Genomic DNA, 20,991 nt, shown 5'->3' with positions numbered 1-20,991 from the left:
CTTATTATGGTCCAAAAGCAACAAAGTTTACGAAAAGAGCCTTATCTAATCATACTGCATTATTATCGTCGATAAAATATTTTTTTGAAAAAAAGAGAGATATCCGAAAGGACAGACCATTCCATACTAGAATTTTTTTATAAAAAACAACTCCCCTAACTGAAGAGTGAGGGGAGTTTATGTGTTAAAAAACAATGGTTTTATTTTGATGAACAATGATTCGGTCTTCCAAGTGCCATTTTACAGCGCGAGCCAAGACACTTCGTTCAATAGTCCGACCGATTTTCTTCAAGGCTTCGACATTTGCCCGATGGTCGACTCTGGCAATATCTTGTTCAATAATCGGCCCTTCATCCAAATCATTGGTTACATAGTGTGAAGTAGCCCCAATCAATTTAACACCACGGTCATATGCCCGTTCATATGGTCTTGCGCCAATAAAAGCAGGCAAGAACGAATGATGGATGTTAATAATTTTATTCGGGTTAGCCGCCACAAAATTCGGTGTTAAAATTTGCATGTAACGGGCGAGAATGATGAGATCGACATCATAGTCTTTTAAAAGCTTAAGCTGATCTTTTTCTACCTGTTCCCGAATCTCTTTGTTGGCTGGAATATAATAGAATGGAATATTAAGACCTTCGACGACATCACGTGCCGCTTCATGATTACTGATCACAAGAGCGATATCGGTCATTAAATCTCCTGCTTGCAACTCCCATATAAGCTCCAAGAGACAATGCAGTTCTTTTGAGACAAAGATTGCCGTTTTTTTCACATTAAAAACAGGTGTTAACTTCCATTTCATTGAAAACTTGTTAGCAATCTCAATAAATTGTTCTTTCATTTCATTTGCTTTTTCTTTTAATAAGGGGCACTCAAACTCAATCCGGATGAAAAATTCACCACCCTCTGGATTGGTTGAGTACTGGCTAGATTCAATAATATTCGCATTATAAGAAAATAAAAATTGCGAGATGGCAGAAACAATCCCCGGTTGGTCGGGACAGCTAACAAGCAACCGGCCACGGTTTTGGTTCCGTAGTTTAAATTGTTCGATTTGTTCTTTGAAATTTGAGTTCATGATTTTTTTAAAACCTTCCTATTTTATTAATGAAGATTATTATACATCAGCTTGTTGTGATTGTTAAGAATATTCATACTTAATTTCGTTGGCCTATTCAAGTATTATTCCTGCATTTTAACACTTACTTTGTTCTTTCCTCCCATTTCCCCTTCTGGCTGTCGGTTATTTTTTACAAAAAAGGAAAGGATAAGCGCGATAAGCGAAAGAATCGAAACCACCATAAAAGCTACATTCGCACCATACATATCCGGGTGTGCAATCTCCGTGCGCTGTTTTGCTGTTTCCGCTGTTGTCGTCATGACCGTAACAAGAATCGCAGTCCCCACCGAGGCTGCGATCATTTTCATGGTATTATCCATAGCGGCTCCGTGGGGAATTAATCGTTTTGGCAATTGGTTCAAGGCAGATGTGGCAACCGGCATCATCACCATCGACAGACCCAGCATCCTGATTCCATATAGGACGGTAATATAGGTCATCGTCGACGAAGGTCCTAAACGAGTAAAAGCAAACGAAGCTCCTGTCATGATGGTTAAACCAATCATCACTAACCATCTTGCCCCAATTTTATCAAAAATTCTTCCGACAATCGGAGCACTAAATCCGCTCACCAACGCCCCAGGTAAAAGGGCAAGGCCGGCTTCGAAAGCGGAAAATCCACGCATGTTCTGCATAAACAACGGGATGATCGTCTCCGCGCCAATTAAACCCATGAAACCAATCATTCCAATGATGATAGCAAACGGAAAAATGGAATACTTAAACACCCCAAATTCAAGCATCGGATGTTTTAAGCGCAGCTGTCTGGAGATAAATAGAACCAATGAAATTGCCCCAATGGCAAGTGTTAGAATGGTAATTGCGTTGGTCCAGCCGTTATTTCCGGCGGAGGTAAAGCCATAAAGGAGACCGCCAAAGCCGAGCGATGAAAAAATAATCGAAATCACATCGACCTTTGGTTTGGAGATTTCGGTTACATTTTTTAACGCAATAAAGGCAATAAAAATATCAATTAGGGCAATTGGTAAAATGATAAAAAACAGTACTCTCCAGGAAAAATGCGAGGTTACCCATCCGGACAAGGCTGGGCCAATTGCCGGTGCAAAGGAAATAACAAGTCCGACCAAACCCATAGCAGACCCACGGCGGTTGACCGGAAAAATCATTAAAAATACCGTTTGCATAAGGGGCAGCATGACTCCCGCTCCAATAGACTGAATGACTCTCGCGAACAAAAGCATTTCAAAATTGGGTGCCAATCCCCCAACAAAGGTCCCCACAGCAAAAATACTCATGGCCGATATAAAAAGTTGTCTTGTCGTAAATCTCTCCAATAAAAATGCACTGACTGGAATCATAATTCCGTTCACCAGCATAAAAACCGTTGTCAACCATTGTGCACTATTGGCAGTTACATTCATTTCATCCATAACAGGAGGAATTGCTGTAATCATCAAAGTTTGATTTAAGATCGCAATAAACGTTCCTGCGAGCAAAAGAGCCACAATCGTGGATTGTTTATGATCTGATATCGCCATTCATCCATCCCCCATTTATTTAAATTTGTTCTCATGAAAAAAGTACTTTTACAGGTTACCCGATTTTCCCCTTAAATTCCAATTAATTGCTCCAGAAAAATCAGCCTGGACGAACTGCGAAGTTGCTTTTTCAAAACATGTTATACTATTCTATAGGTTACAAGATTTAGCACTGTAAGGAGAGTATTATATGAATTACAAGGTTGTCATCTTAGATATCGATGGAACGATTCTTCCCCACGGCAAAACTATTAGTTCTGCAACATTTGATGCCATCCAGAAATTAAGAGATAAAAATATCAAAGTGGTCATTGCTACAGGAAGAGCTCCCTATTTTTCAAATTCTATTATTCAGGATACAGGTGTGGACTCGATGGTCTTTTTTAATGGGGCCAACGCCTATCATGAAGGGAAAGAAATATACAAGAATGCCATTGAGAAAGAGGTTTTAGAAAGAGTTCTTTTAATGTCTCATGATTATCAGCATCCGCTTACTTTTTTAGCGGGTACGCATTTTACGGTTTCAGACTTAAGTCATCCATTCGTTCAAGAAGCATACATGCATGATTCATTGAAGCTAGAACTTGCACCCCCTCAATTTTGGATGGAACAAGATATTTATCAATTATTCCTCCATTGTGATTTAGAGGATGAGGTAACTTATCAAATGAAGATTCCGGAATTAGATTTTAGAAGATGGACATCGGGTGCAAGAACCTGTGATGTGAATTTGTCTAAATCCAACAAATCTGTAGGGGTGACAAAATTATTAGAAAAGCTCGGAATTGCTCCGGACGAAGCGATTGCGTTCGGGGATGGATTAAATGATATTGAGATGCTTTCTCTAGTGGGAATGGGTGTTGCGATGGGATCCGCCCGCGATGAAGTAAAGCAGGCTGCGAATATGGTAACTTTATCAGCCGAAGAAGATGGAGTACACTTTGGCTTGAAGCGTCTTGGCTTAATTTAAAACTCAGTCCTTCCGGGTGAGGCTGCTCTGGAAGGATTGCTTTTCTAGAAATCACAGAAATTCTGTCCCTCAAGCCGCTTGGGTGAGACAGTTTTTTTTGTACCCTCGTAGATTTTGTCCCTCCAACCGCTCTGGAGAGACAGTTTTCCTGAAATCTCGAAAACTTTGTCCTCCAGCCGATTTGACTTGAACGTGAGCATTCCCCCAAGACCTTTCATTAAAACATATACGATTTCACTTTTTTTGTATAATCTTTTTAAAATCCTCAATAAATCCCAAAACAACCTCTTCTTTTGTTGCCCAAGATGTTACCAATCGAATGGCGGTGTGATCTGCATCCACCTTTTCCCAAATATGAAATCCATACTTCTTTTCAAGATCAGAAATCACCGAATTGGGCAGGATCGGGAAGATTTGGTTCGTAGGAGAATCGGTCAGAAATGAAATTTTTGCCTCGCACATTTCTTCCTTGAGCAATTCTGCCATTTTGTTCGCATGCATTGCCAATTCAAAGAACAAATTATCCCGGAATAATTCCAAAAACTGTATACCTAAAAGTCTGCCTTTTGCAAGCAAGGCACCTTTTTGTTTCATATGATATCTGAAATCTTCTTTAAGAGAATCACGGCAAATTACTAAAGCCTCACCCAGGAGAGCTCCATTCTTCGTTCCGCCGATATAAAAGGCATCAACAATTGCAGGCAAATCTCTTAATTCGAGATCATTTTCGCCAGCGCAAAGGGCGGACCCCAGTCTTGCGCCATCCATGTATAAAATAAGATGGTTTTTATCACAGAATTCCCGCAATTGCACTAAGTCGTTTTTCTTATAGATTGTCCCGATTTCAGTAGAATTCGATATGTACACAAGCTTTGGTTTCACCATATGTTCATCGGGATGAGCGTCCAGTACTGCTCTTAAGTGAGATGGGGTGATTTTTCCATCGCTAGCATCCACTGAAATGATTTTGTGCCCGGTCGCTTCGATTGCTCCCGTTTCATGCCCTAAAATATGCCCGGAACTTACGGCAATCGCTGCCTCATGCGGCCGCAAGAAAGCTGAAATCGCAATCAAATTTGTCTGCGTCCCGCCTGATAATAGGTGAACATCTACTTCTGCCGTACCGATTTTTTCTTTAATAAGACCTGCCGCTTTTCGACTATATTGATCCTCCCCATATCCATCTTCCTGCTCGAAATTAGATTCTAGGAACGCATTCAAAATTCTCGGATGTGCCCCTTCACTATAATCATTTTTAAAGCTGTACATCTGTTCTCCCCCTTTTTTATTTAATCACATTGTACCAACTCATTGAAAAAATATAAACATCGCTTCATCAGAAAATTCTTTGCTTAAAAAGAAATGGTCAAATTTGATTTTTTAATGAATAGAATGATAAAAAAGCATGACCATTTCACCGAAAAGAGTGATCTAAATGAAGGCCTTTACCTTTAAAGCATTTGCTATTACGAATGAAATTGATTTAAACAAAATCGCCATTCATTGCGGCATTCCGAAAAAATTCACCTGGGAAGAGCCTTTGATTTTGAAGGGAGATATTCTTACATTCATCCTTGGACATGAAGTCGAGGAGGCGAAAATGGTTCTGGTATTTTCATTTGGCAGCGTCGTTTTCATCAATCATCTGGACGCCAATGAAATCCAGCTTTTCTTTCATTTTGTTCATTCCTTTGAACCGGATATTAATCTCATTGATGCATACAAATATACGGATGATTACAGCCTGCACGTTTGGGAAACCGAAACCGTTAAGTTGACCGACGAATATGTAGTGGTGCCGGAATATGAGAGTTTCTACCCCGAGTTAATTTCTACAGTTCTTGCCAAATCGGCAGCACTTGAAAAAACGGAAGAACAGCTTGGACAAATTCACGACAAGCTTGAGAACATGATTGACCGGCTTGAAAAAGGAAAGCTAAGAATCGGTAATAAGGAGCTAGCCAGAACGACAGCGAAAATCGTCCGCCATGAGTACAACACCCTTGCCTATATCATGATTTTGGATAAGCCTGATATTACTTGGTCCAGTATCACTGCGAATGAATTTTACGATAAGATGATGGAGTTCTTCGAATTAAATGACCGCTATAAAATTTTGAAAAGCAAAACGGAGATTTTGTACAATATTATGGATGGTTTTTCTACAATTAGTCACTCGATTAGGGGGCTATTCGTGGAATGGATTATTGTCATTCTAATTGTGATTGAAATTGGGCTGACGATTTTACAAATTAATGGGTGGATACCGTAAATAGAAACATGCCTCCGTTCAAATCATCAATCCGGGCACTCCTCAAGATTTTTTTGAATGGAAGCCGATAAAACCTTCATTTATTAATTCAAGTTATTCTTATTTCCGCTTGTTTGCATCATTATATGAATGACCTGATTTACCTTCAAGAATCACCCGGTCAATATCAAGATAAGGTTTACCAACAACAGCCTCATTTGAAACAATCTTTACCGATATTCTCTCACTCTTTTTCATAAAAATATTCCTCCATTACTTTTATTCATATCTGTTCCCTCTTAATTTGAACTATTTTTTATGGACGTATTCACCGTTGGGGTCTTCCTTACTTTAATGGAGAAAACCATAGGGCACAGACCCCATTTTTCATTGACATTCCTAAATCCACTTGATAGAGTTTTATTAATATAGGTTAAGAGGAACGAGCAGAATTTTCTAAATTATCTAAACGGAGAAATTACTATGAAAAAATATCGAACTTTATTATTTGATGTGGATGACACATTATTGGATTTTGATGCAGCGGAAAAATTCGCATTACGGAAGCTTTTCGAGGAACAGGATTTTCCTCTTACAACCGAGGTAGAATACCGTTATAGAAAAATAAATACTGGATTGTGGATGGGTTTTGAAGAAGGGAAACTCACTCTTGATGGCGTTTTGAATTCTCGTTTTTCACTTCTTTTTAAGGAATACGGCCTTGAAAAAGATGGTGCTTTACTGGAAAAGAAATACCGCAGTTTGTTGGCAGAAAGTCATCAACTTATGCCAGGAGCATTGGAATTAATATCCGAGCTAAAAAATCATTTTGATTTATATATTGTAACAAATGGTGTCTCCGAGACCCAGCATAAACGCCTAAGTGATTCGGGTCTATATCCGTTTTTCCAGGATCTTTTTGTCTCAGAGGAAACCGGATTCCAAAAGCCTCTTAAAGGATTTTTCGATTATGTTTTTTCAAGAATTCCAAACTTTTCAACTGAGAATTGTCTAATCATTGGCGATTCATTAAGTTCTGATATGAAAGGCGGCAAAAATGCCGGAATTGATACATGCTGGTTTAACCCAAATTTACAATCCAATCAAACGGATATACTGCCAACCTATCAAATTCAGAAACTCGATGAATTGTATAAAGTTTTGGATTTAGGCGTTCTTACTAAATAATCAAAGGATAAAGGGATAAAATCACCAGTTTTATCCCTTTATTTTTGAATTTTTTCTCGAACATCTTCCCGAATGGATTCAATCATCTCTTCGGTTATTTTTGCTGGAAGGGATGTGCCATTTTCAAAAACCCAGATGTTAATTAGCTCGAGGTCAGATTTTTTGTATGTAATACAATACTCTTTTTGGTCGTAAGAAAATTCTACGGTTACATATTCTTCACTTGTAAAATCATCATCGATAATCATTTCAGTTATTTCATATTCATATTGATTCACAAGGTATTCTCCTTCTAACATTCTTTTCTATGTATAGAGTTTACCTTTTTCACTGGCTTATTCCCTAATTTATTTATATTCTTTAATCCAATCCATCAATTCTGAAATGGCATCTTCAAAATCAACTGCCGCTGTTCCGTCTTCAGGAATCTCCTCCAGAAATTGATTAAATTCAATAAGTCTCTCCATAAGACCATTTTGGGATTGTTTTGCGTTCTTCTTTAAATCCTTGAAACCAGGGTCCTCTTCAAGGTCATCCACATTCGTCCAAACTTCCTGAAGAACGGTTTCCAATTTTTGAACGGATTGATGCAATTGTTGCAGTTTATTAAGTGTAAGATCCATTTCGTTCTCTTCCTTTCAAGCAAGTGTCCTCATTATATGATTTTATAGTTGAATACGCAAAAAATAAACGACACAGAAAAAGTGCCGTTTTTTCTTTATGAGATAAGAAGGAAAATTCAGCTTCGAGAATTGTCCAGCGCAAGCGTCCTAGCCCCTCGAGGTCACAAGCCAATCCGTCCAAAAGGTTAAAGAACAACCTTTCGGCCGGATTGGCTTGTGCTATGCCTGAGGCTGAGCAAGGCGCTTCCGCTTTTCTTATTTTTCATCAACAATTTCTTTTAAAATTTCATATGACCGTTTCTGTTTTTCAGGATCAAAAATATAAGAAACCGCCATAATCTCCTGCACATCATATTTTTCTTGGAAACTCATCAACTGCTGGCGAACGGTTTCTTTGCTGCCTAGTAATGCCACATTTGTCCGCTGAGCAGCCATTTCTTTCTCCATTGGCGTCCAAATCTCGTCCATGTTGTCTACTGGAGGCTGTAATGGATTTCTTGTATTACGGACAATATTTAGGAAAAATTGATGCATCGTTGTCGACAGCCATTCAGCCTCTCCATCTGTTTCCGCAGCAATTAGATTTAAACATACCATCATATATGGTTGGTCGAGGTATTCAGATGGCTGGAACCGTTGTCGATAGATTGAAATTGCTTCTTCCATAAAGGTCGGTGCAAAATGGGAAGCAAATACATAAGGCAGCCCCAGACTTGCAGCTAAATAGGCGGAATCTGTGGATGAACCAAGAATATAAATCGGGATATTGGTTCCAACTCCCGGATAGGCTCTTACATAGCCTTGCTGTTCCTCTGATCCAAAATAGGTAAGCAATGCCTGCACGTCTTCCGGAAATGTATAGACAGAATCATTTTTTGATCGTCTAAGGGCATTTGCTGTCATCATATCTGTACCAGGGGCACGCCCCAGGCCAAGTTCAACCCGATTTGGATACAGCGTTTCCATCGTTCCGAATTGTTCTGCGACGACGAGCGGAGAATGATTTGGAAGCATAATGCCTCCGGAGCCGACGCGGATGGTGTTAGTATGTTCTAATGTATGTTTGATTAAAAGAGCGGTTGCAGAACTGACGAGTGTCGGTGAATTATGATGTTCTGCAATCCAATAGCGTTGATAGCCCATTTTTTCAACCGCTTGTGCCAGATCTACCATTGAATCAATAGCTTGTTTCGGCGTTTGTCCCGCACGGATTGGTGCTAAATTTAATACAGATAAGGGTATATGAATGTTTGCCATAACTTTTTGTCCTTTCAAGTTAAAGATGATACTACAATAGTATCAATCAAAATTATGAAAACAAACTTATATGCTTATCCCCATCACCAGGAATATTCGGCATCCAATCATTTTAATTGATTGACCGAGCCATCTATAACCGACCACCAGGGAGTACCAGTAGAATTTACAGAAGTATTATTTAAAAAGAATCGTGAAATGAGAGTTTGCACTCTTCCGTCATTTAAGAACAAAGGATGCATGGCTACTTGACTCCATTTTTTCCTTACTGTCAAGGTTAAAACAGACTGTTTGTATATCGCCGCACTTTCAATCGGAACGGTCCCATCGTCTGAATACGCTATCGGTGTGGCTAGCTTCCTTGAAATGGACGTTGCACTTCCGAACAAGCAACAAATTGCCTTCATGATTGGCAAATAATTAATGAGAGGCTCCCTTGTGAGCTTTGGTCAGCCTGTGGGGTCTTTTTATCATGCCCACCAACACTTAAAAACCGATTGAGGCTCAATGAGAAATCCTTTCCAATAGAAAGAGACAAAACCCTTAAGCCTTTTGCTATTTATTCATACTATCTTTTTCTAGTACAGGTGCTTGTAAAGGAGCACGTACAGCTGATTGTAAAGGGACAGCTGGTGCTAATATTACCCCCGCACCTGGTGCCACTGGTGGATGTATTTGATACCATTCAGGCAACATTGCTTGCCGTTTAATAGGACCAGAACTACCGATTTGCAAAACTCCAGTATTGACTATTTCGGTGATTTTTAAAAAATTCAATTTAATTTCTAATTTAGTTTTAAAATTCACATTAATCACCCCTTATGATTATATGAGGCGGTACAGTTCTTATGCCTTTAACGGGTGTGCTTTAGGAGAACAAGTATAAACTAAGAACATACGCCACTCTGGAGACACTTGAAGCTGTTTAGTGCTAGTTATTGTTTAATACGGGGAAGGACATCCCCCCTACCTCCCAAATGATTTTGGCTCTCCCCAGCGCGACCACGCTCCCACTTTGGAACACACTTTTTTCCCGAAATGGAATCTTATTTCGATTTCTCAAAACAATATCAGTGTTCCTGAGAGCCTCTACAACAAAATTAGATTTCATTTCATGAGACACGATCCTTCTCGATGCAAATGAATAAAGCCATCCTTTTGAGGGGTGGCTAATGATTGTCATTAAATTGAATTACTGTTCTTCCTCACATGTACATAACCCAATATCCGAGTCCCAACCGCAACCCTTACACTCGATATAGTCCAATTCCTCACTGTACACAATCTCTTGGTTCATGAGTTCTCCTCCTGTATTTATCGATGGTTACATTATACATTGACTTTAGGAATATTATAAAGATTGTGAAGGTTTGTACTTAAACTATAGGGACAGGATAGTTCAAGAAGGAATATAGAGATGCCTCGCCGAATATACAGGTATTACCAATACGTGAGGTGTGAATGTTAATGCAGATGAAAGATTCACCAGATTCAAGTTATTTATTAGATCGACCATACGGAGTAGTATTAGACACAAATTTATTAATTTATCTATTTCAACCCGATGTTATTCCAACAACAGTCTATAATAAATTCATTAGTTGTCTATTAATGGGGAGAATAAAACTTATCGTTCCCGAACAAGTAAAGTATGAGTGGGAAAAGCATAAGACTAACAAAGATGCTGAGTACCATAGAAATGCTGTTAAAGAAATTGAAAGACATAGAATCCTTTCGAATTATATGGAAGGTGAAAAGGAAAAAGTATCATTCAATGCCCAAATAGATCTTCTAGTAAAAATGGCAGCTAGAAATTACCGTTACAATTTTGGAATAAGAGCTAGAAATTTAAGTGAGCATATTGAGGATCCACATTTAACTACAATACCTAAAAGGAACCACGATGTTGATTCCATAGTTGTAGAAATGAGCCTTAATAAAAGAGCCCCTTTTTTTGGTCCTGATGACGAAAATCTAAAAGATAAAACTAACAAAAATGAAATGGCAGACGCAGTAATCTTCTTTACAGCTTATGATTTTATTAAAAATCATAAAGGCACCTTTGAGAAGGTCTACTTTATAACAGTCAACAAAAATGACTTCTGCAAAAAAGGTGATGATTCAAGATTACACCCTAACTTACAGCCATATGCTGACGAAATTGGAATGGTGTACTACAATAATTTAGAGAGACTACTAAAAGAGGTTGATCCTAAAGAGCATTATAACCTTGAATTTTATGCACAGAATAGCTCCATATATTTAAGTGATAAATATTTTGAGAAATGTCCAAAGTGTGAAGGAGAGGTTCACAAAATGGTGATTGCAGGAATATTGTTACAGAACTAACTAGACCGCAAGGGAGTTACCATATGATTTGCCCTACATGTAAGCACACTTGGGATACTGGTGAAACATATGAAGATTATCTGTAATAATCTACCAAACTAAATCGCCATACTCTAAGATACAAAATAAAGTATTAAAAAAGAAGACGAACGCTATATATTGTATAGTCTCGTCTTCTTTTTGCTTGAAATCATTATTTGTCAACAGCCCCTTTAGAGTGCTTAATCTTTATCCCTCATAGCTTGACTTTCTAATATATCATCCCTGTCAGCCTCATAGTCTAACCTTGCATCTTCATATGCCATTAAAGCTAAAGTCTCTAACCTATCAAGATACTCATCGTATTCCGTTACAGGCTCCTCTCTAGCTAATTCCTTAAACCTATTCTTAAATTGAGGAATATTTTTTTCGAACAAAGTTAATATTTGTTCAAACGTTCTCCTTATGAGAGTTACTAAAGAAACAAATTCTCCATCATCTAAGTTAACTGTATAGTGGGTTAGTTGATTTCGGAATAGTCTAATTTGATCTAATGAATCGTATAACTCCCCATCAATTTTTACTTTTGTTTGGCTATCTAGTCGTTTTAATGCAGTCATGACGTCAATTGTTCTTATTTCAGGATTTGCATCAAATACACTAGATAAATTATTGTCTTCCATTTTCTTTTTTGCTTCTTGATACTCAATTAATTTTTTAAATAGTAATTCCTCATTTTTCTGGCTTAATAAATATTTACTTACTATTTCAACACCGTGCATAAAGTGAAAAACTGCATCTTTTATTTGGTGCCTTTCAAATTCATAATCAAGATAATAATCCAAAAGTATGTCCCCAGATGCTTTAAGTGAATCAATACCATTATCCAAAAGATCAAACTGCATTAACAAAACTCCTTTCGTTTTATATTTCTGCAAAAAGGAGTTATTTCCCTTCTATTAGCATTAACCATAAAACCTAAAGATGAATGAGTGGCTGATTCAGGTGCTCTTTTTTATTTTCCTTGAAAGCATTATTTACCTCCTCTAATACCCAGCACTCCTCAACCTTGCAAGGATGCTTTCCTTGGTTGCGGTCGTTTGTGGTACTGGTGCGACAAAATCCTCTCTTATATGGTCAGGGATGATCTCAAATCTAACAGACTTTTGATAGCCGTTTCTAGGCTTGTTTTGACCTCCATTTTTAGGAATATACGTGCTTTTTTGAAGGTTGTTTTCCTTCTTAGGTGCAATTACATTAGAAACCTCTTCAGCGACGATTTGAGCCTTATTTTTAACCTCTCTAATCGCCTCAACAATGACCTTTTTGACTTTTTTCAAAGGAGCAAAAGCCAACAATTGAATAAGGTTTGTAGTTTGACGGAATTTTCCTGTCAACTCGTCCATTTCTTTTGAGGAGACACGACAAAGATGTTTAGCTGTTCCGCTTTCTTGACAGTATTTTGAACGGTGCGAACACTACAACCAACATTAATAGCAATCGTTTTATTTGATTCGAAGAAATGAGGATATTTGAGCATTTTGCGGAACTTATCCGTGCTGACATGGAAAAGGAAGAAAAGAAGAGTGGTCAATAGATGTGAGTACTTTTTTGTTGCAAGAAAAAAACCGCAACAAGAGCGGTTCAGATATGACTATATACCCAATTAATTATATGCACTAATTATTACATGGTGAATGGGTATTGATTCGAGCAAGGCTTTAAATTTTCCAGTTGTAGTTAGCCATGACGATTGGAAGTGTGTTATGTTTTAATTGCCTTGCTCATAGTTGTATTGTTTATCATTAAAATAATGTTTATGTATCCGATCTACGTCTTGTTCAAATAACGGGTGCTTGAGTTGTAGAAAATGACCATCAAAAAGTTGGTCGTTTTTTTATCTATTGAATATGAAATCATTGTTTAAAGAGTTTTTTATAATCAATCTTTTTTAAAGATAAGACCTTTTATTAACTCTTTTTTAGGGTGCAGTGAGGGATGCAAGATTTGGTATGCAGACCCCCATGCAATTTATCTGACAATAATCATCCTGTCCGATATATTAGATTGACAATGATCAGGATTAAATAAATTAAATTCCGCTCCGTTTTTAAATACAATGGCGTCTTTATAGGTAGGACAGAGTTCATATACCGATGCAAAATTGAGGGTGTTCGTATTCACAAGTTTTGTACCTTGAATTCCAGGTATTAAAATGGTAGGAATCATTGATCGTCCTCCTTATATTTTAAGAAATTAATCAATATATTATATATTTTTTATTCGATGCAGGAATAAGCTCTTCCTTTGTCTAAATGAAATGGTGTTGATTTTGAAAAAAATATTTAATATAAATTAAATAATCTGGTAAACATGTAATCTTTTCAGTATGGTAGATTAAAATTAGCGTGTAAAATCTGAAAATGATTGATGAGTTGGTCTTATGTTAAATGTAAAAGAAGTAACAAAATACTTAAAACAAGAAGGAATCACGGATAGTGAATTAATGGTGATCCAGTGGATTCTAGAGGGAAAAATCACAGCGAGAAGAGCCAAAAATATTAAAATCGACTATCTTGTAAATCCCGGTGATTTAGCAGCATTTATCATTAAAAAGAAAATCGAAGAAAACACGAAGCGATTTGGAGTCGATTTTCAGCAATGGGAAAAAACCTTCCATGATAACCAGAAATTAAAACAAGAAATCGAACAGCTTAGAACTTCCGTCCGGATAGAACAAGCTAAGGTTCGTTCCCTAAAAAAGATGTTACAAGCAGAGTATGCTCTTGCCTCAGCCCCTCCACTTTCATATAATTCCTTATTTGGTCTGGATGACTCCGTTGATAAATCATTATTAAAAAAGGAATTTAAAAAATTGCTCAAATGCCTCCATCCTGATCGCGGCGGTGATGAGCAGCTCTTCAAAGTATTTTTTGAACACTATGAGAAATTAAAGTAGCTTTTTTAAGAAAGCATATATTAATCGAAAATTTACATGAACAAAATAATATCTTAACAAAATTACTCTATGCTATTTTTATAACGTTTTTCAAATTGGAAGGGGTAATCATGATGATGCTATTTAGAATGATCGTGATGTCGGCCGTTTGCACCTTTTTTCCTTAGGTTACTTAATTACAGATTATGACGATGTTCAGTCAAAAAGTCGTAGAAATTTGTCATATTCAACAGTATTTCTACATATTGTGTAATGTTTAACCGCTTAAACTTTAGAAAGGTGTTGTTCATTTTGAAAAATAAACGTGTTCTGTATCAAGGGAAGAAGTATATTCTGTACCATCAATATTCCTCCGATTTTTGTGAAATCCAAGACGAAAGTTATAAGTACAATTTTCTGCTTGTCCATGTATCTGAACTTACTGAAATTGATTAGATCCTAAATTACATGAACCTTAAAAGTTTGTTCATATTTTATTCATTTTTCGGGGTTAAGATATAGACATGGAACGGAAACATTCCTTTTCATAACCCCCCTTTTAATATATTTTTTGATGATCCGGCTAATATGCCGGATATTTTTTTGCAAAAAAACTATGTTAAAGGTCAAGTGTGGCAATATAAAAAGAAAAAACACCTTCGCTCATTAGAAATTTTTTGCGAAGGTGTTTTTTTGAAATAAATTAAAATAAGAACTTTTTTTCCTATGCCGGCTGCGGACGGCCATGGCCATATAGCCCAATATAAATTTGCTCAATCTCCTCGCCGGTTAAATCCCCTTGTTTGAGCAGTTCCGCCGCGATCATATGGACGAAATCAGCGTGTTGGCGAACCAATTTCTTTGCTTCAAGCATTTGCTCCTTTAGCAATTCATTAATTTTTGTCCGAAGCGCCTTAAGCCCCTCGGCTTGTGACCCTAAGGCAAGAAAGCTAAACAGCTCGTCGCCCATTCCCACTGCACCGAGATAAGCACCAGCCAATAATGTTGCCTGTTGCAAATCCGAGGTCACTCCGTTTAATTTTTTTCCAAGAAACTCTTCTTCAACGGCCCTGGCAGCGAGACAAACTTGGATTTCCGCGAGAATTTCATCATCGCTTCGATTATACCGTTCATGCGTCGGTTTAGTTGCCGCAAGGCCCAATGCCCCGCCCCGGCGAATAATGGTCACCTTCCAAACCCGTTCATGGGCCTTTAATAAATATTGTGCAACAGCATGACCCGCTTCATGGTACGCGACATTTCGCTTTTCGTCGTCACTCATGGACCTAAGCGGTTGTTTCAGCCCCCACTCATAGGTTTCCATGGCTGCTCGGAAGTCATCATAACTCGCAAGCATGGCCCCGCGTTGATGGGCAATGACGACGGATTCATTCACGATATGCTTTATTTGTGCTGGACTATACCCAATGGTGTCAAGTGCCGCTTTTTCGGCAGTAATGCTGGGATCTTTCTTGACCTTTTGAAGATAGTATTCAAAGACGTCCACCCGGCCATCAAAATCTGGGGAATCGACCCAAAGCTTACGGTCAAAACGGCCGGGGCGAAGGAGCGCTTGATCAAGGACGTCTGGGAGGTTAGTCGCTCCTATGGTCAATACTGCAGGACGATCGGCTTTCTTGCGCCGGAGCCCAAGGGAGCGAAGCAGTTTTGTTATTTTTGAATTATCAATATTGGGGGGGTCCATTTGCAGGAGGAGTTCGTTGAGGAGCCCGGATCCGCCCATCCCCATTAAACCACCCATCATTCCGCCCCCGGCCCCTCCTGCTTGACGGCTCATTCCGATGGCGTCAATTTCATCAATAAAAATGATGCAGGCGCCATATACCTTTGAGAGTTTGCGAGCTTTACGATAGATGCCCATCACCTTTAGGTTGCCAACGCCAAAGAACATGTTTTGAAAGCTTGGCGCCGATGCATAGGCAAAAGGAACCTGCGCTTCGTTTGCAATAACTTGTGCTAAATAGGATTTGCCGGTACCGGGTGGTCCGCAGAGCAGCAGCCCACGGATCGCCTCACCGCCCATTTCCTTGAACTCTTTGACGCCTTTAAGGAGGGTAACAATCCGTTTGGCATTCTCAACAATCTCAGGGTTGCCGCGGTAATCATCCCAAGTTGCCCCTGTTTCCCCGGGCAGAATCCAATACGTCCGTCCCCGAGCCAAAAACCAGAACAGAGCAACGAATTGAATAATCATAAATAACATGGCAAACAACAGCTGCAGCAATAAACTGAGAATACTAATCGCAATATTCCAGGCTGTCGGCCCTCCACTCCAAATCAACACTGTGATCAGGACGAGGGCAGCGACCCAGAGGATAATTTTACGCCACTTAATCCACCGATAATTCCTCATCGTCTCATATCCTTTACAGAAGATTTAGAATATTTTATGAAGAATAAGCCTTTAAGTTGCCTATTGTCGAGAAAAATCGGGTGATGCCAGGCACCACCCGATTTTTCTTGTTTCACAGGAATGTTCCACAATTACTTACTGAATTTTCCTTTGATGTCCATTAAATATTTGAGGATGACTCCAAGCCCGCCGATGAAATAGAAAGTCACTAGGATCCAGCCGGTTGGATCGATGGAGAACATTGAGATAAGGATATTTAATGGCAATACGAGATAAAGAATATCTTTTAAATAATTTGTTACAATGGAAGGAGTAAAGGAACCTTTCCAAAACGATTGGAAAAATCCGATAAGAAAATCAATGATCATAAGTCCAAAAACGCCCCACATTGTATAAAGCAGCCAATCTGCAAGTGTAAACGACATGTTTTATCACCACCTTTACTCCAAAATATGCAGTCTGCATAGGACAGGTGATGATATTATTAATTGATTTTTGGTAATTTTCAAAATTCAATTCAGGATAAAAAATTCTCCATTTTAAAACAACTTTCATCTTTTTTTCATATTTTGTTCATTTTTTGGAAGTAGAATGAATTACAAGAAATGAATGAAATTCTTCTTCATTTTCTCCCTTTTAACATATTTTTTGTTGGTCCGGCCTTGGTGCCGGATATTTTTTTGCAAAAATTATAATGTTAAAGCTCCATATCCACTACGGGATTGGAGCTTTTTAAGTATTACCCTGGTACAAGATCGTTTTTGTTTGCAGCTAAACCATTTGAGACTATATATTGGTATTCTTTTTCAAGTTCGCATAAATTCCATTCATAAAGATGTTTGTTATTCTTCTTATAAATTCCAAACTTCAATAATTCATCAATCAGGAATTGCCGTTTTTCCTGTCCTGCTTTTCGAAGGATATTTTTCATTTGTAAAACCTCCAATTATCAACTGGTTTTTCGGCAGTTTACGTTATAGAATTCGAATTGATTTAGCTGGAAATGTTGCGAATATGACCCAGAATTGTTAAAGAGGTAGAAAAAATCCTGTCAAAAAGCGATTGTAGGATTAGACCATGATTCAAAGCTAATGGCTGAACAAAAATCAACTCCCTTCTCCATTTGCCATTATAAGGGAGAAGGGAGCAGGGAGTTGTCGATATGTGACAGATGGACCCTTCCTTAAAGGAATTGTTAAATTCCTTTAATAAAAGAAAGAAAAATATTTTTTTGGTAATATTAGGCTGTACTGCTAAAAAGAACCGATGTTAATGAAACACCGGTCCCTACACAGTCGATTATAACGGTGGTAAATCCAGCTTTCCTTCTTCAAATAACACTTTTACCATATGCTTCGTATATCCTGCAGCTTGTGCGAAGGTGATTTTTGCAGGCAATGGTGCTTCGTCTGCATCGACAACTACATCGACAATACATGGTTTATTTTGCTGTACGGCTTGCTGTAACGCGGGGAGTAGTTCATCCGGTTGTTCCACACGATAGCCCATCCCACCGCAGGCATTTGCATATTGAGCAAAATTAGGATTCGTCAGGTCAGTCTCATATTCTATGTTCCCCATTACCTCTTGTTCAAACTTAATCATTGCTATTTTATGGTTATTCAACACCACTACAACCATTGGCATTTGATATTTTACGGCTGTGACAAAATCAGCCATCATCATGCCAAACCCGCCGTCACCACAAACGGCAATCACTTGTTTTTCTGGATATGCTATACTACCAGCAATCGCTCCCGGAAGCCCGCAGCCAAGCGTTGCCAGCCAGCTGGATATGATAAATTTTTGATTGGTCATATGAAAATGGCGGGCCATCCAAACGGTGACATTCCCCACATCAACGGATAAAATCGCATCATCTTTCGTTACTTCTTGAAGTGCGCGGATTACACGCTGCGGCTTAAGCGGAACGGAGCCGTTCTCTTCTTGCCGTTCCAACCGGTCCCACCATTTTTTCATGGTTTCTTGGCTTTTTTCTAAAAAATCACGGTCTGTTTTTACATTTAGATTTTTAGATAGCCATTTGAGGGAAATCCCTACATCACCGGCTAAGCCAATATCAACCGGATAGCGTTTTCCAATTTGGTATGGGTCGATATCGATTTGGATGGTTTTTATTTTTCCCGGTAAGAACCCTGTGAATGGGAAGGATGTACCGAGCATGATCAGTAAATCTGCTTCGTGTATCGCTTCATAAGCCGCTTTTGTGCCAATTAAGCCGAGCCCGCCTAAACAATAAGGATGCTTGTCGGGGATAACCCCTTTTCCCGGTAAGGTTAAGATGATTGGGGCGGCGATTTTTTCAGCGAAAGCTAACAATGTTTCGCGATGGCCGTGCAGTCCCTTCCCTGCAAGAATAATGGGCTTTTCGGCCGTTTCAATGATTTCCTTTGCTTTTTGCAAATCTTCGCTAAGTGGATGGATTTCTTGCTTTACTATAAAACTTGTTGTGATGCGAGCTTCCTTTCCAACTTCAAAGCGGGGAATATCATCCGGAACTGTCAGTACCGCTACTCCTTTTTTGGCATAGGCGGTGCGGATGGCCTGATTCACAACAGCCGGAAGCTGATCCGCGGACATGATTCGCTGATTATAGACAGCCACATCGTCAAACATTCTTTCCAGATTGACTTCTTGAAAAAAATCAGTTCCAATCAGATCTGATTCGACCTGGCCGGTGATGGCTAGAACCGGAACCCGGTCAAGTTTTGCATCGTAGAGGCCGTTTAAAAGATGAATGGCTCCCGGACCGGCTATCGCGGTACAAACGCCGATTTTTCCGGTTAGTTTTGCATAGGCCGCAGCTGCCAGGGCTCCTGCTTCCTCATGCCTTACTTGAATAAATTTAATTTTGTCTTTGGCTTTCCGTAATGGCTCAATGATGGAGTTAATCGAATCTCCCGGCATCCCATAAATATGGTCGACCCCCCATTCAATCAAGAGTTCGACTAACTTCTCACCTGCGGTTGGTTTAAACATGGAAAATACCTCTTTTCATTAATATTGATACTAGTAGTGTGGTTCTTTTCCATTATTTCCATTCTCTAAAGTCGGGAATTGGCTGATTTATGAAGTGGGTTGAAAATTAAATGTCTGGAAGTGGCAAGTATTTTAGTGAAATTAGGAATGGGTGAAATCAAGTGAAAATTTTTGAAACCAAATAAGGATTGCCATCAGAGTAGAAAATAAAAAATCTGCCTCAAAACGGCAGATTTTTTTAAACTCCTCTTTTATTCCCCCATAGCAGGGTATGCAATTGTGGCAGAACTTTTACGTTATTAAGGTCTGGGTCTAGCATTACTTTATCGACGAGTAGTTCATATTTTTTCAGAAGATGCATAAGTAGTGAATGATTGTCGGATGTGTTGATGTCATCATTTCCCACAGATAAGAAGAATGGGATATCTGGGTAGCGCAGGTGGACGTTTTTGGCATATTCATAGTCAAGATCATCAAAAATCACGACTTTTAAACTTACATTGTTTGGTGACCCATTCAGTTTCTCAATTATCCCGTCTAATATGGCAAAGTCCGTCACCATTTTCGAGCTTGGAGGTTTAGGAGAAATGGTAAGTTCATCAATCTCCATAAACCAATCCTGCCACTTGCTTCCTTGGGTTTCCAGTCCAATTTTAATTCCATTCTCTTTAAAAATCTGAATCAATGAATCCAAGTTTTTCAATAATGCCGGGTTTCCGCCTGAAATCGTAACAAATGAAAAACAATCACCGCCGATTGCTTTAAGTTCCTTCCATATCTCTTCCGGTTCCATCATCTGAATATCATTTTTTCCAGATCCATCCCAGGTAAAGGCCGAATCACACCAGCTGCAGGAATAGTCGCAGCCGGCTGTTCTGACAAACATCGTTTTCTGACCAATTACAGCTCCCTCGCCCTGAATGGTTGGCCCAAAAATTTCCATTACGGGTAGTTTAGTCAAGCTCCATCCACTCCCGTCTTGCTTCCGCATAGCTCGTTGGTGTTTCATAGAGTTTCACAAATTCCACTCTTGCACCGTGATAGTCTTGCTGTCTTTCTTCCTTTAAAAGCGCCTCCGCCATTTTTTCATAGATCCACACAACCATGTTTTCCGCTGTCGTATTCATCAGCGGCAGAGTTTCATTTAAGTAGCGGTGATCAAGGAAAATTTCAATTTCATTTTTCCAAATTTCTTTAATATCGCCAAAATCTATCATTAAACCGCGTTCGTCAACGAAACCGCTTAATCCAAAAATCACTCTATATGTGTGGCCATGGAGGTTTTTACATTTCCCTTCATAATTATGAAGGTGATGTGCTGCATCAAAGGTAAATTCCTTGCTTACCAGAACCCTTTTAGAATGATATTTTAATTGATTTGGCTGGATATCTTCGTTGAGTTTTTGGAGTTTATCCACGATTCGAAAACCATACATG

Annotated in this window: 23 protein-coding genes; 5 read left to right on the top strand and 18 right to left on the bottom strand. The window is 38.8% G+C overall.

Annotated features, from left to right (window positions below):
* Positions 1-184: 184 nt before the first annotated feature.
* Both purU and BIV60_RS25865 read right to left on the bottom strand, forming a co-directional pair.
* Entirely contained in the window at positions 185-1,084 is a 900-nt protein-coding gene (purU, locus tag BIV60_RS25870) for a formyltetrahydrofolate deformylase (RefSeq protein WP_071358574.1), read from the bottom strand.
* A 104-nt stretch (positions 1,085-1,188) separates the two neighbouring features.
* Positions 1,189-2,625, bottom strand: a complete 1,437-nt coding sequence (locus BIV60_RS25865) for a DHA2 family efflux MFS transporter permease subunit (RefSeq protein ID WP_141770568.1) — start codon at positions 2,623-2,625, stop codon at positions 1,189-1,191.
* A 190-nt stretch (positions 2,626-2,815) separates the two neighbouring features.
* Here BIV60_RS25865 and BIV60_RS25860 point away from each other — a divergent pair, with 190 nt between their 5' ends.
* On the top strand, positions 2,816-3,595 hold the full coding sequence (locus BIV60_RS25860) for a Cof-type HAD-IIB family hydrolase (protein WP_071358573.1): 780 nt from the start codon (positions 2,816-2,818) through the stop codon (positions 3,593-3,595).
* Positions 3,596-3,829: 234 nt separating this feature from the next.
* Here BIV60_RS25860 and BIV60_RS25850 read toward each other — a convergent pair whose 3' ends face one another.
* Positions 3,830-4,864 (bottom strand): threonine aldolase family protein, encoded by a 1,035-nt coding sequence (locus BIV60_RS25850; protein ID WP_071358571.1) that lies wholly within the window; start codon positions 4,862-4,864, stop codon positions 3,830-3,832.
* A gap of 166 nt (positions 4,865-5,030) precedes the next feature.
* Between BIV60_RS25850 and BIV60_RS25845 the strand changes: the two genes are divergently transcribed.
* Positions 5,031-5,867, top strand: coding sequence for an RMD1 family protein (locus BIV60_RS25845; protein ID WP_071358570.1), 837 nt, complete (start codon positions 5,031-5,033; stop codon positions 5,865-5,867).
* 99 nt (positions 5,868-5,966) lie between these two features.
* Here the strand turns inward: BIV60_RS25845 and BIV60_RS29940 are convergent, their stop codons facing one another.
* Positions 5,967-6,104, bottom strand: a complete 138-nt coding sequence (locus BIV60_RS29940; RefSeq protein ID WP_177177403.1) for a hypothetical protein — start codon at positions 6,102-6,104, stop codon at positions 5,967-5,969.
* Positions 6,105-6,329: 225 nt separating this feature from the next.
* On the opposite strand from BIV60_RS29940, the gene BIV60_RS25840 reads away from it, so the two are divergent.
* Positions 6,330-7,034: a YjjG family noncanonical pyrimidine nucleotidase gene (locus BIV60_RS25840; RefSeq protein WP_071358569.1), complete on the top strand. Its 705-nt coding sequence runs from the start codon at positions 6,330-6,332 to the stop codon at positions 7,032-7,034.
* Between the two features lie 38 nt (positions 7,035-7,072).
* On the opposite strand, the gene BIV60_RS25835 is transcribed toward BIV60_RS25840, so the two are convergent.
* From BIV60_RS25835 to BIV60_RS25815, 5 genes are all read right to left on the bottom strand, one after another.
* Positions 7,073-7,312: a hypothetical protein gene (locus BIV60_RS25835; protein WP_256218557.1), complete on the bottom strand. Its 240-nt coding sequence runs from the start codon at positions 7,310-7,312 to the stop codon at positions 7,073-7,075.
* Between the two features lie 69 nt (positions 7,313-7,381).
* On the bottom strand, positions 7,382-7,657 hold the full coding sequence (locus BIV60_RS25830) for a hypothetical protein (protein WP_071358567.1): 276 nt from the start codon (positions 7,655-7,657) through the stop codon (positions 7,382-7,384).
* A 255-nt stretch (positions 7,658-7,912) separates the two neighbouring features.
* On the bottom strand, positions 7,913-8,914 hold the full coding sequence (locus tag BIV60_RS25825; protein ID WP_071358566.1) for an LLM class flavin-dependent oxidoreductase: 1,002 nt from the start codon (positions 8,912-8,914) through the stop codon (positions 7,913-7,915).
* 107 nt (positions 8,915-9,021) lie between these two features.
* On the bottom strand, positions 9,022-9,303 hold the full coding sequence (locus BIV60_RS25820; protein ID WP_141770567.1) for a hypothetical protein: 282 nt from the start codon (positions 9,301-9,303) through the stop codon (positions 9,022-9,024).
* Positions 9,304-9,469: 166 nt separating this feature from the next.
* Positions 9,470-9,721 (bottom strand): spore germination protein GerPB, encoded by a 252-nt coding sequence (locus BIV60_RS25815; RefSeq protein ID WP_071358564.1) that lies wholly within the window; start codon positions 9,719-9,721, stop codon positions 9,470-9,472.
* A gap of 660 nt (positions 9,722-10,381) precedes the next feature.
* Between BIV60_RS25815 and BIV60_RS25805 the strand changes: the two genes are divergently transcribed.
* Complete coding sequence (locus BIV60_RS25805) at positions 10,382-11,263, top strand: PIN domain-containing protein (RefSeq protein ID WP_071358562.1); 882 nt, start codon at positions 10,382-10,384, stop codon at positions 11,261-11,263.
* A gap of 221 nt (positions 11,264-11,484) precedes the next feature.
* Here the strand turns inward: BIV60_RS25805 and BIV60_RS25800 are convergent, their stop codons facing one another.
* The 3 genes from BIV60_RS25800 to BIV60_RS25790 form a co-directional block, all read right to left on the bottom strand.
* Complete coding sequence (locus tag BIV60_RS25800) at positions 11,485-12,147, bottom strand: hypothetical protein (protein ID WP_071358561.1); 663 nt, start codon at positions 12,145-12,147, stop codon at positions 11,485-11,487.
* Positions 12,148-12,288: 141 nt separating this feature from the next.
* A complete protein-coding gene (locus BIV60_RS25795; RefSeq protein ID WP_141770565.1) occupies positions 12,289-12,582 on the bottom strand; it encodes a hypothetical protein in 294 nt (97 codons plus the stop codon).
* Positions 12,583-13,273: 691 nt separating this feature from the next.
* Positions 13,274-13,471 carry a hypothetical protein gene (locus tag BIV60_RS25790; protein ID WP_071358559.1) on the bottom strand — a complete coding sequence of 66 codons (198 nt, stop codon included), beginning with the start codon at positions 13,469-13,471 and terminating at the stop codon, positions 13,274-13,276.
* A 214-nt stretch (positions 13,472-13,685) separates the two neighbouring features.
* On the opposite strand from BIV60_RS25790, the gene BIV60_RS25785 reads away from it, so the two are divergent.
* The gene (locus BIV60_RS25785; RefSeq protein ID WP_071358558.1) at positions 13,686-14,201 is read left to right on the top strand and encodes a hypothetical protein; all 516 of its coding nucleotides are present in this window, start codon (positions 13,686-13,688) and stop codon (positions 14,199-14,201) included.
* A gap of 703 nt (positions 14,202-14,904) precedes the next feature.
* Here the strand turns inward: BIV60_RS25785 and BIV60_RS25780 are convergent.
* From BIV60_RS25780 to queD, 6 genes are all read right to left on the bottom strand, one after another.
* Positions 14,905-16,554, bottom strand: a complete 1,650-nt coding sequence (locus BIV60_RS25780; protein WP_083402466.1) for an AAA family ATPase — start codon at positions 16,552-16,554, stop codon at positions 14,905-14,907.
* Between the two features lie 131 nt (positions 16,555-16,685).
* Positions 16,686-16,979 carry a hypothetical protein gene (locus BIV60_RS25775; RefSeq protein ID WP_071358557.1) on the bottom strand — a complete coding sequence of 98 codons (294 nt, stop codon included), beginning with the start codon at positions 16,977-16,979 and terminating at the stop codon, positions 16,686-16,688.
* Positions 16,980-17,293: 314 nt separating this feature from the next.
* Positions 17,294-17,485 carry a Fur-regulated basic protein FbpA gene (locus BIV60_RS25770; protein ID WP_071358556.1) on the bottom strand — a complete coding sequence of 64 codons (192 nt, stop codon included), beginning with the start codon at positions 17,483-17,485 and terminating at the stop codon, positions 17,294-17,296.
* Positions 17,486-17,853: 368 nt separating this feature from the next.
* The gene (locus BIV60_RS25765) at positions 17,854-19,554 is read right to left on the bottom strand and encodes a pyruvate oxidase (RefSeq protein WP_071358555.1); all 1,701 of its coding nucleotides are present in this window, start codon (positions 19,552-19,554) and stop codon (positions 17,854-17,856) included.
* 238 nt (positions 19,555-19,792) lie between these two features.
* Entirely contained in the window at positions 19,793-20,515 is a 723-nt protein-coding gene (queE, locus tag BIV60_RS25760; RefSeq protein WP_071358554.1) for a 7-carboxy-7-deazaguanine synthase QueE, read from the bottom strand.
* Positions 20,508-20,990: a 6-carboxytetrahydropterin synthase QueD gene (queD, locus tag BIV60_RS25755; protein WP_071358553.1), complete on the bottom strand. Its 483-nt coding sequence runs from the start codon at positions 20,988-20,990 to the stop codon at positions 20,508-20,510. The genes queE and queD overlap by 8 nt, the downstream gene beginning before the upstream one ends.
* Position 20,991 lies beyond the last annotated feature (1 nt).

Source organism: Bacillus sp. MUM 116 (assembly GCF_001866655.1).
In the GTDB taxonomy this organism is placed as follows: Bacteria; Bacillota; Bacilli; order Bacillales; family Cytobacillaceae; genus Neobacillus.
This window is presented reverse-complemented; position numbering and strand designations above follow the sequence as displayed.

Excerpts from the sequence above, each read along its gene's own strand:
- purU (WP_071358574.1), bottom strand. The coding sequence starts at position 1,084 with ATGAACTCAAATTTCAAAGAACAAATCGAACAATTTAAACTACGGAAC.
- BIV60_RS25830 (WP_071358567.1), bottom strand. The coding sequence starts at position 7,657 with ATGGATCTTACACTTAATAAACTGCAACAATTGCATCAATCCGTTCAA.
- BIV60_RS25805 (WP_071358562.1), top strand. The coding sequence starts at position 10,382 with ATGCAGATGAAAGATTCACCAGATTCAAGTTATTTATTAGATCGACCA.
- BIV60_RS25780 (WP_083402466.1), bottom strand. The coding sequence starts at position 16,554 with ATGAGGAATTATCGGTGGATTAAGTGGCGTAAAATTATCCTCTGGGTC.
- BIV60_RS25865 (WP_141770568.1), bottom strand. The coding sequence starts at position 2,625 with ATGGCGATATCAGATCATAAACAATCCACGATTGTGGCTCTTTTGCTC.
- BIV60_RS25845 (WP_071358570.1), top strand. The coding sequence starts at position 5,031 with ATGAAGGCCTTTACCTTTAAAGCATTTGCTATTACGAATGAAATTGAT.
- BIV60_RS25785 (WP_071358558.1), top strand. The coding sequence starts at position 13,686 with ATGTTAAATGTAAAAGAAGTAACAAAATACTTAAAACAAGAAGGAATC.
- BIV60_RS29940 (WP_177177403.1), bottom strand. The coding sequence starts at position 6,104 with ATGAAAAAGAGTGAGAGAATATCGGTAAAGATTGTTTCAAATGAGGCT.
- BIV60_RS25770 (WP_071358556.1), bottom strand. The coding sequence starts at position 17,485 with ATGAAAAATATCCTTCGAAAAGCAGGACAGGAAAAACGGCAATTCCTG.
- BIV60_RS25860 (WP_071358573.1), top strand. The coding sequence starts at position 2,816 with ATGAATTACAAGGTTGTCATCTTAGATATCGATGGAACGATTCTTCCC.
- BIV60_RS25850 (WP_071358571.1), bottom strand. The coding sequence starts at position 4,864 with ATGTACAGCTTTAAAAATGATTATAGTGAAGGGGCACATCCGAGAATT.
- BIV60_RS25775 (WP_071358557.1), bottom strand. The coding sequence starts at position 16,979 with ATGTCGTTTACACTTGCAGATTGGCTGCTTTATACAATGTGGGGCGTT.
- BIV60_RS25765 (WP_071358555.1), bottom strand. The coding sequence starts at position 19,554 with ATGTTTAAACCAACCGCAGGTGAGAAGTTAGTCGAACTCTTGATTGAA.
- BIV60_RS25790 (WP_071358559.1), bottom strand. The coding sequence starts at position 13,471 with ATGATTCCTACCATTTTAATACCTGGAATTCAAGGTACAAAACTTGTG.
- BIV60_RS25840 (WP_071358569.1), top strand. The coding sequence starts at position 6,330 with ATGAAAAAATATCGAACTTTATTATTTGATGTGGATGACACATTATTG.
- BIV60_RS25825 (WP_071358566.1), bottom strand. The coding sequence starts at position 8,914 with ATGGCAAACATTCATATACCCTTATCTGTATTAAATTTAGCACCAATC.
- queD (WP_071358553.1), bottom strand. The coding sequence starts at position 20,990 with ATGTATGGTTTTCGAATCGTGGATAAACTCCAAAAACTCAACGAAGAT.
- BIV60_RS25800 (WP_071358561.1), bottom strand. The coding sequence starts at position 12,147 with ATGCAGTTTGATCTTTTGGATAATGGTATTGATTCACTTAAAGCATCT.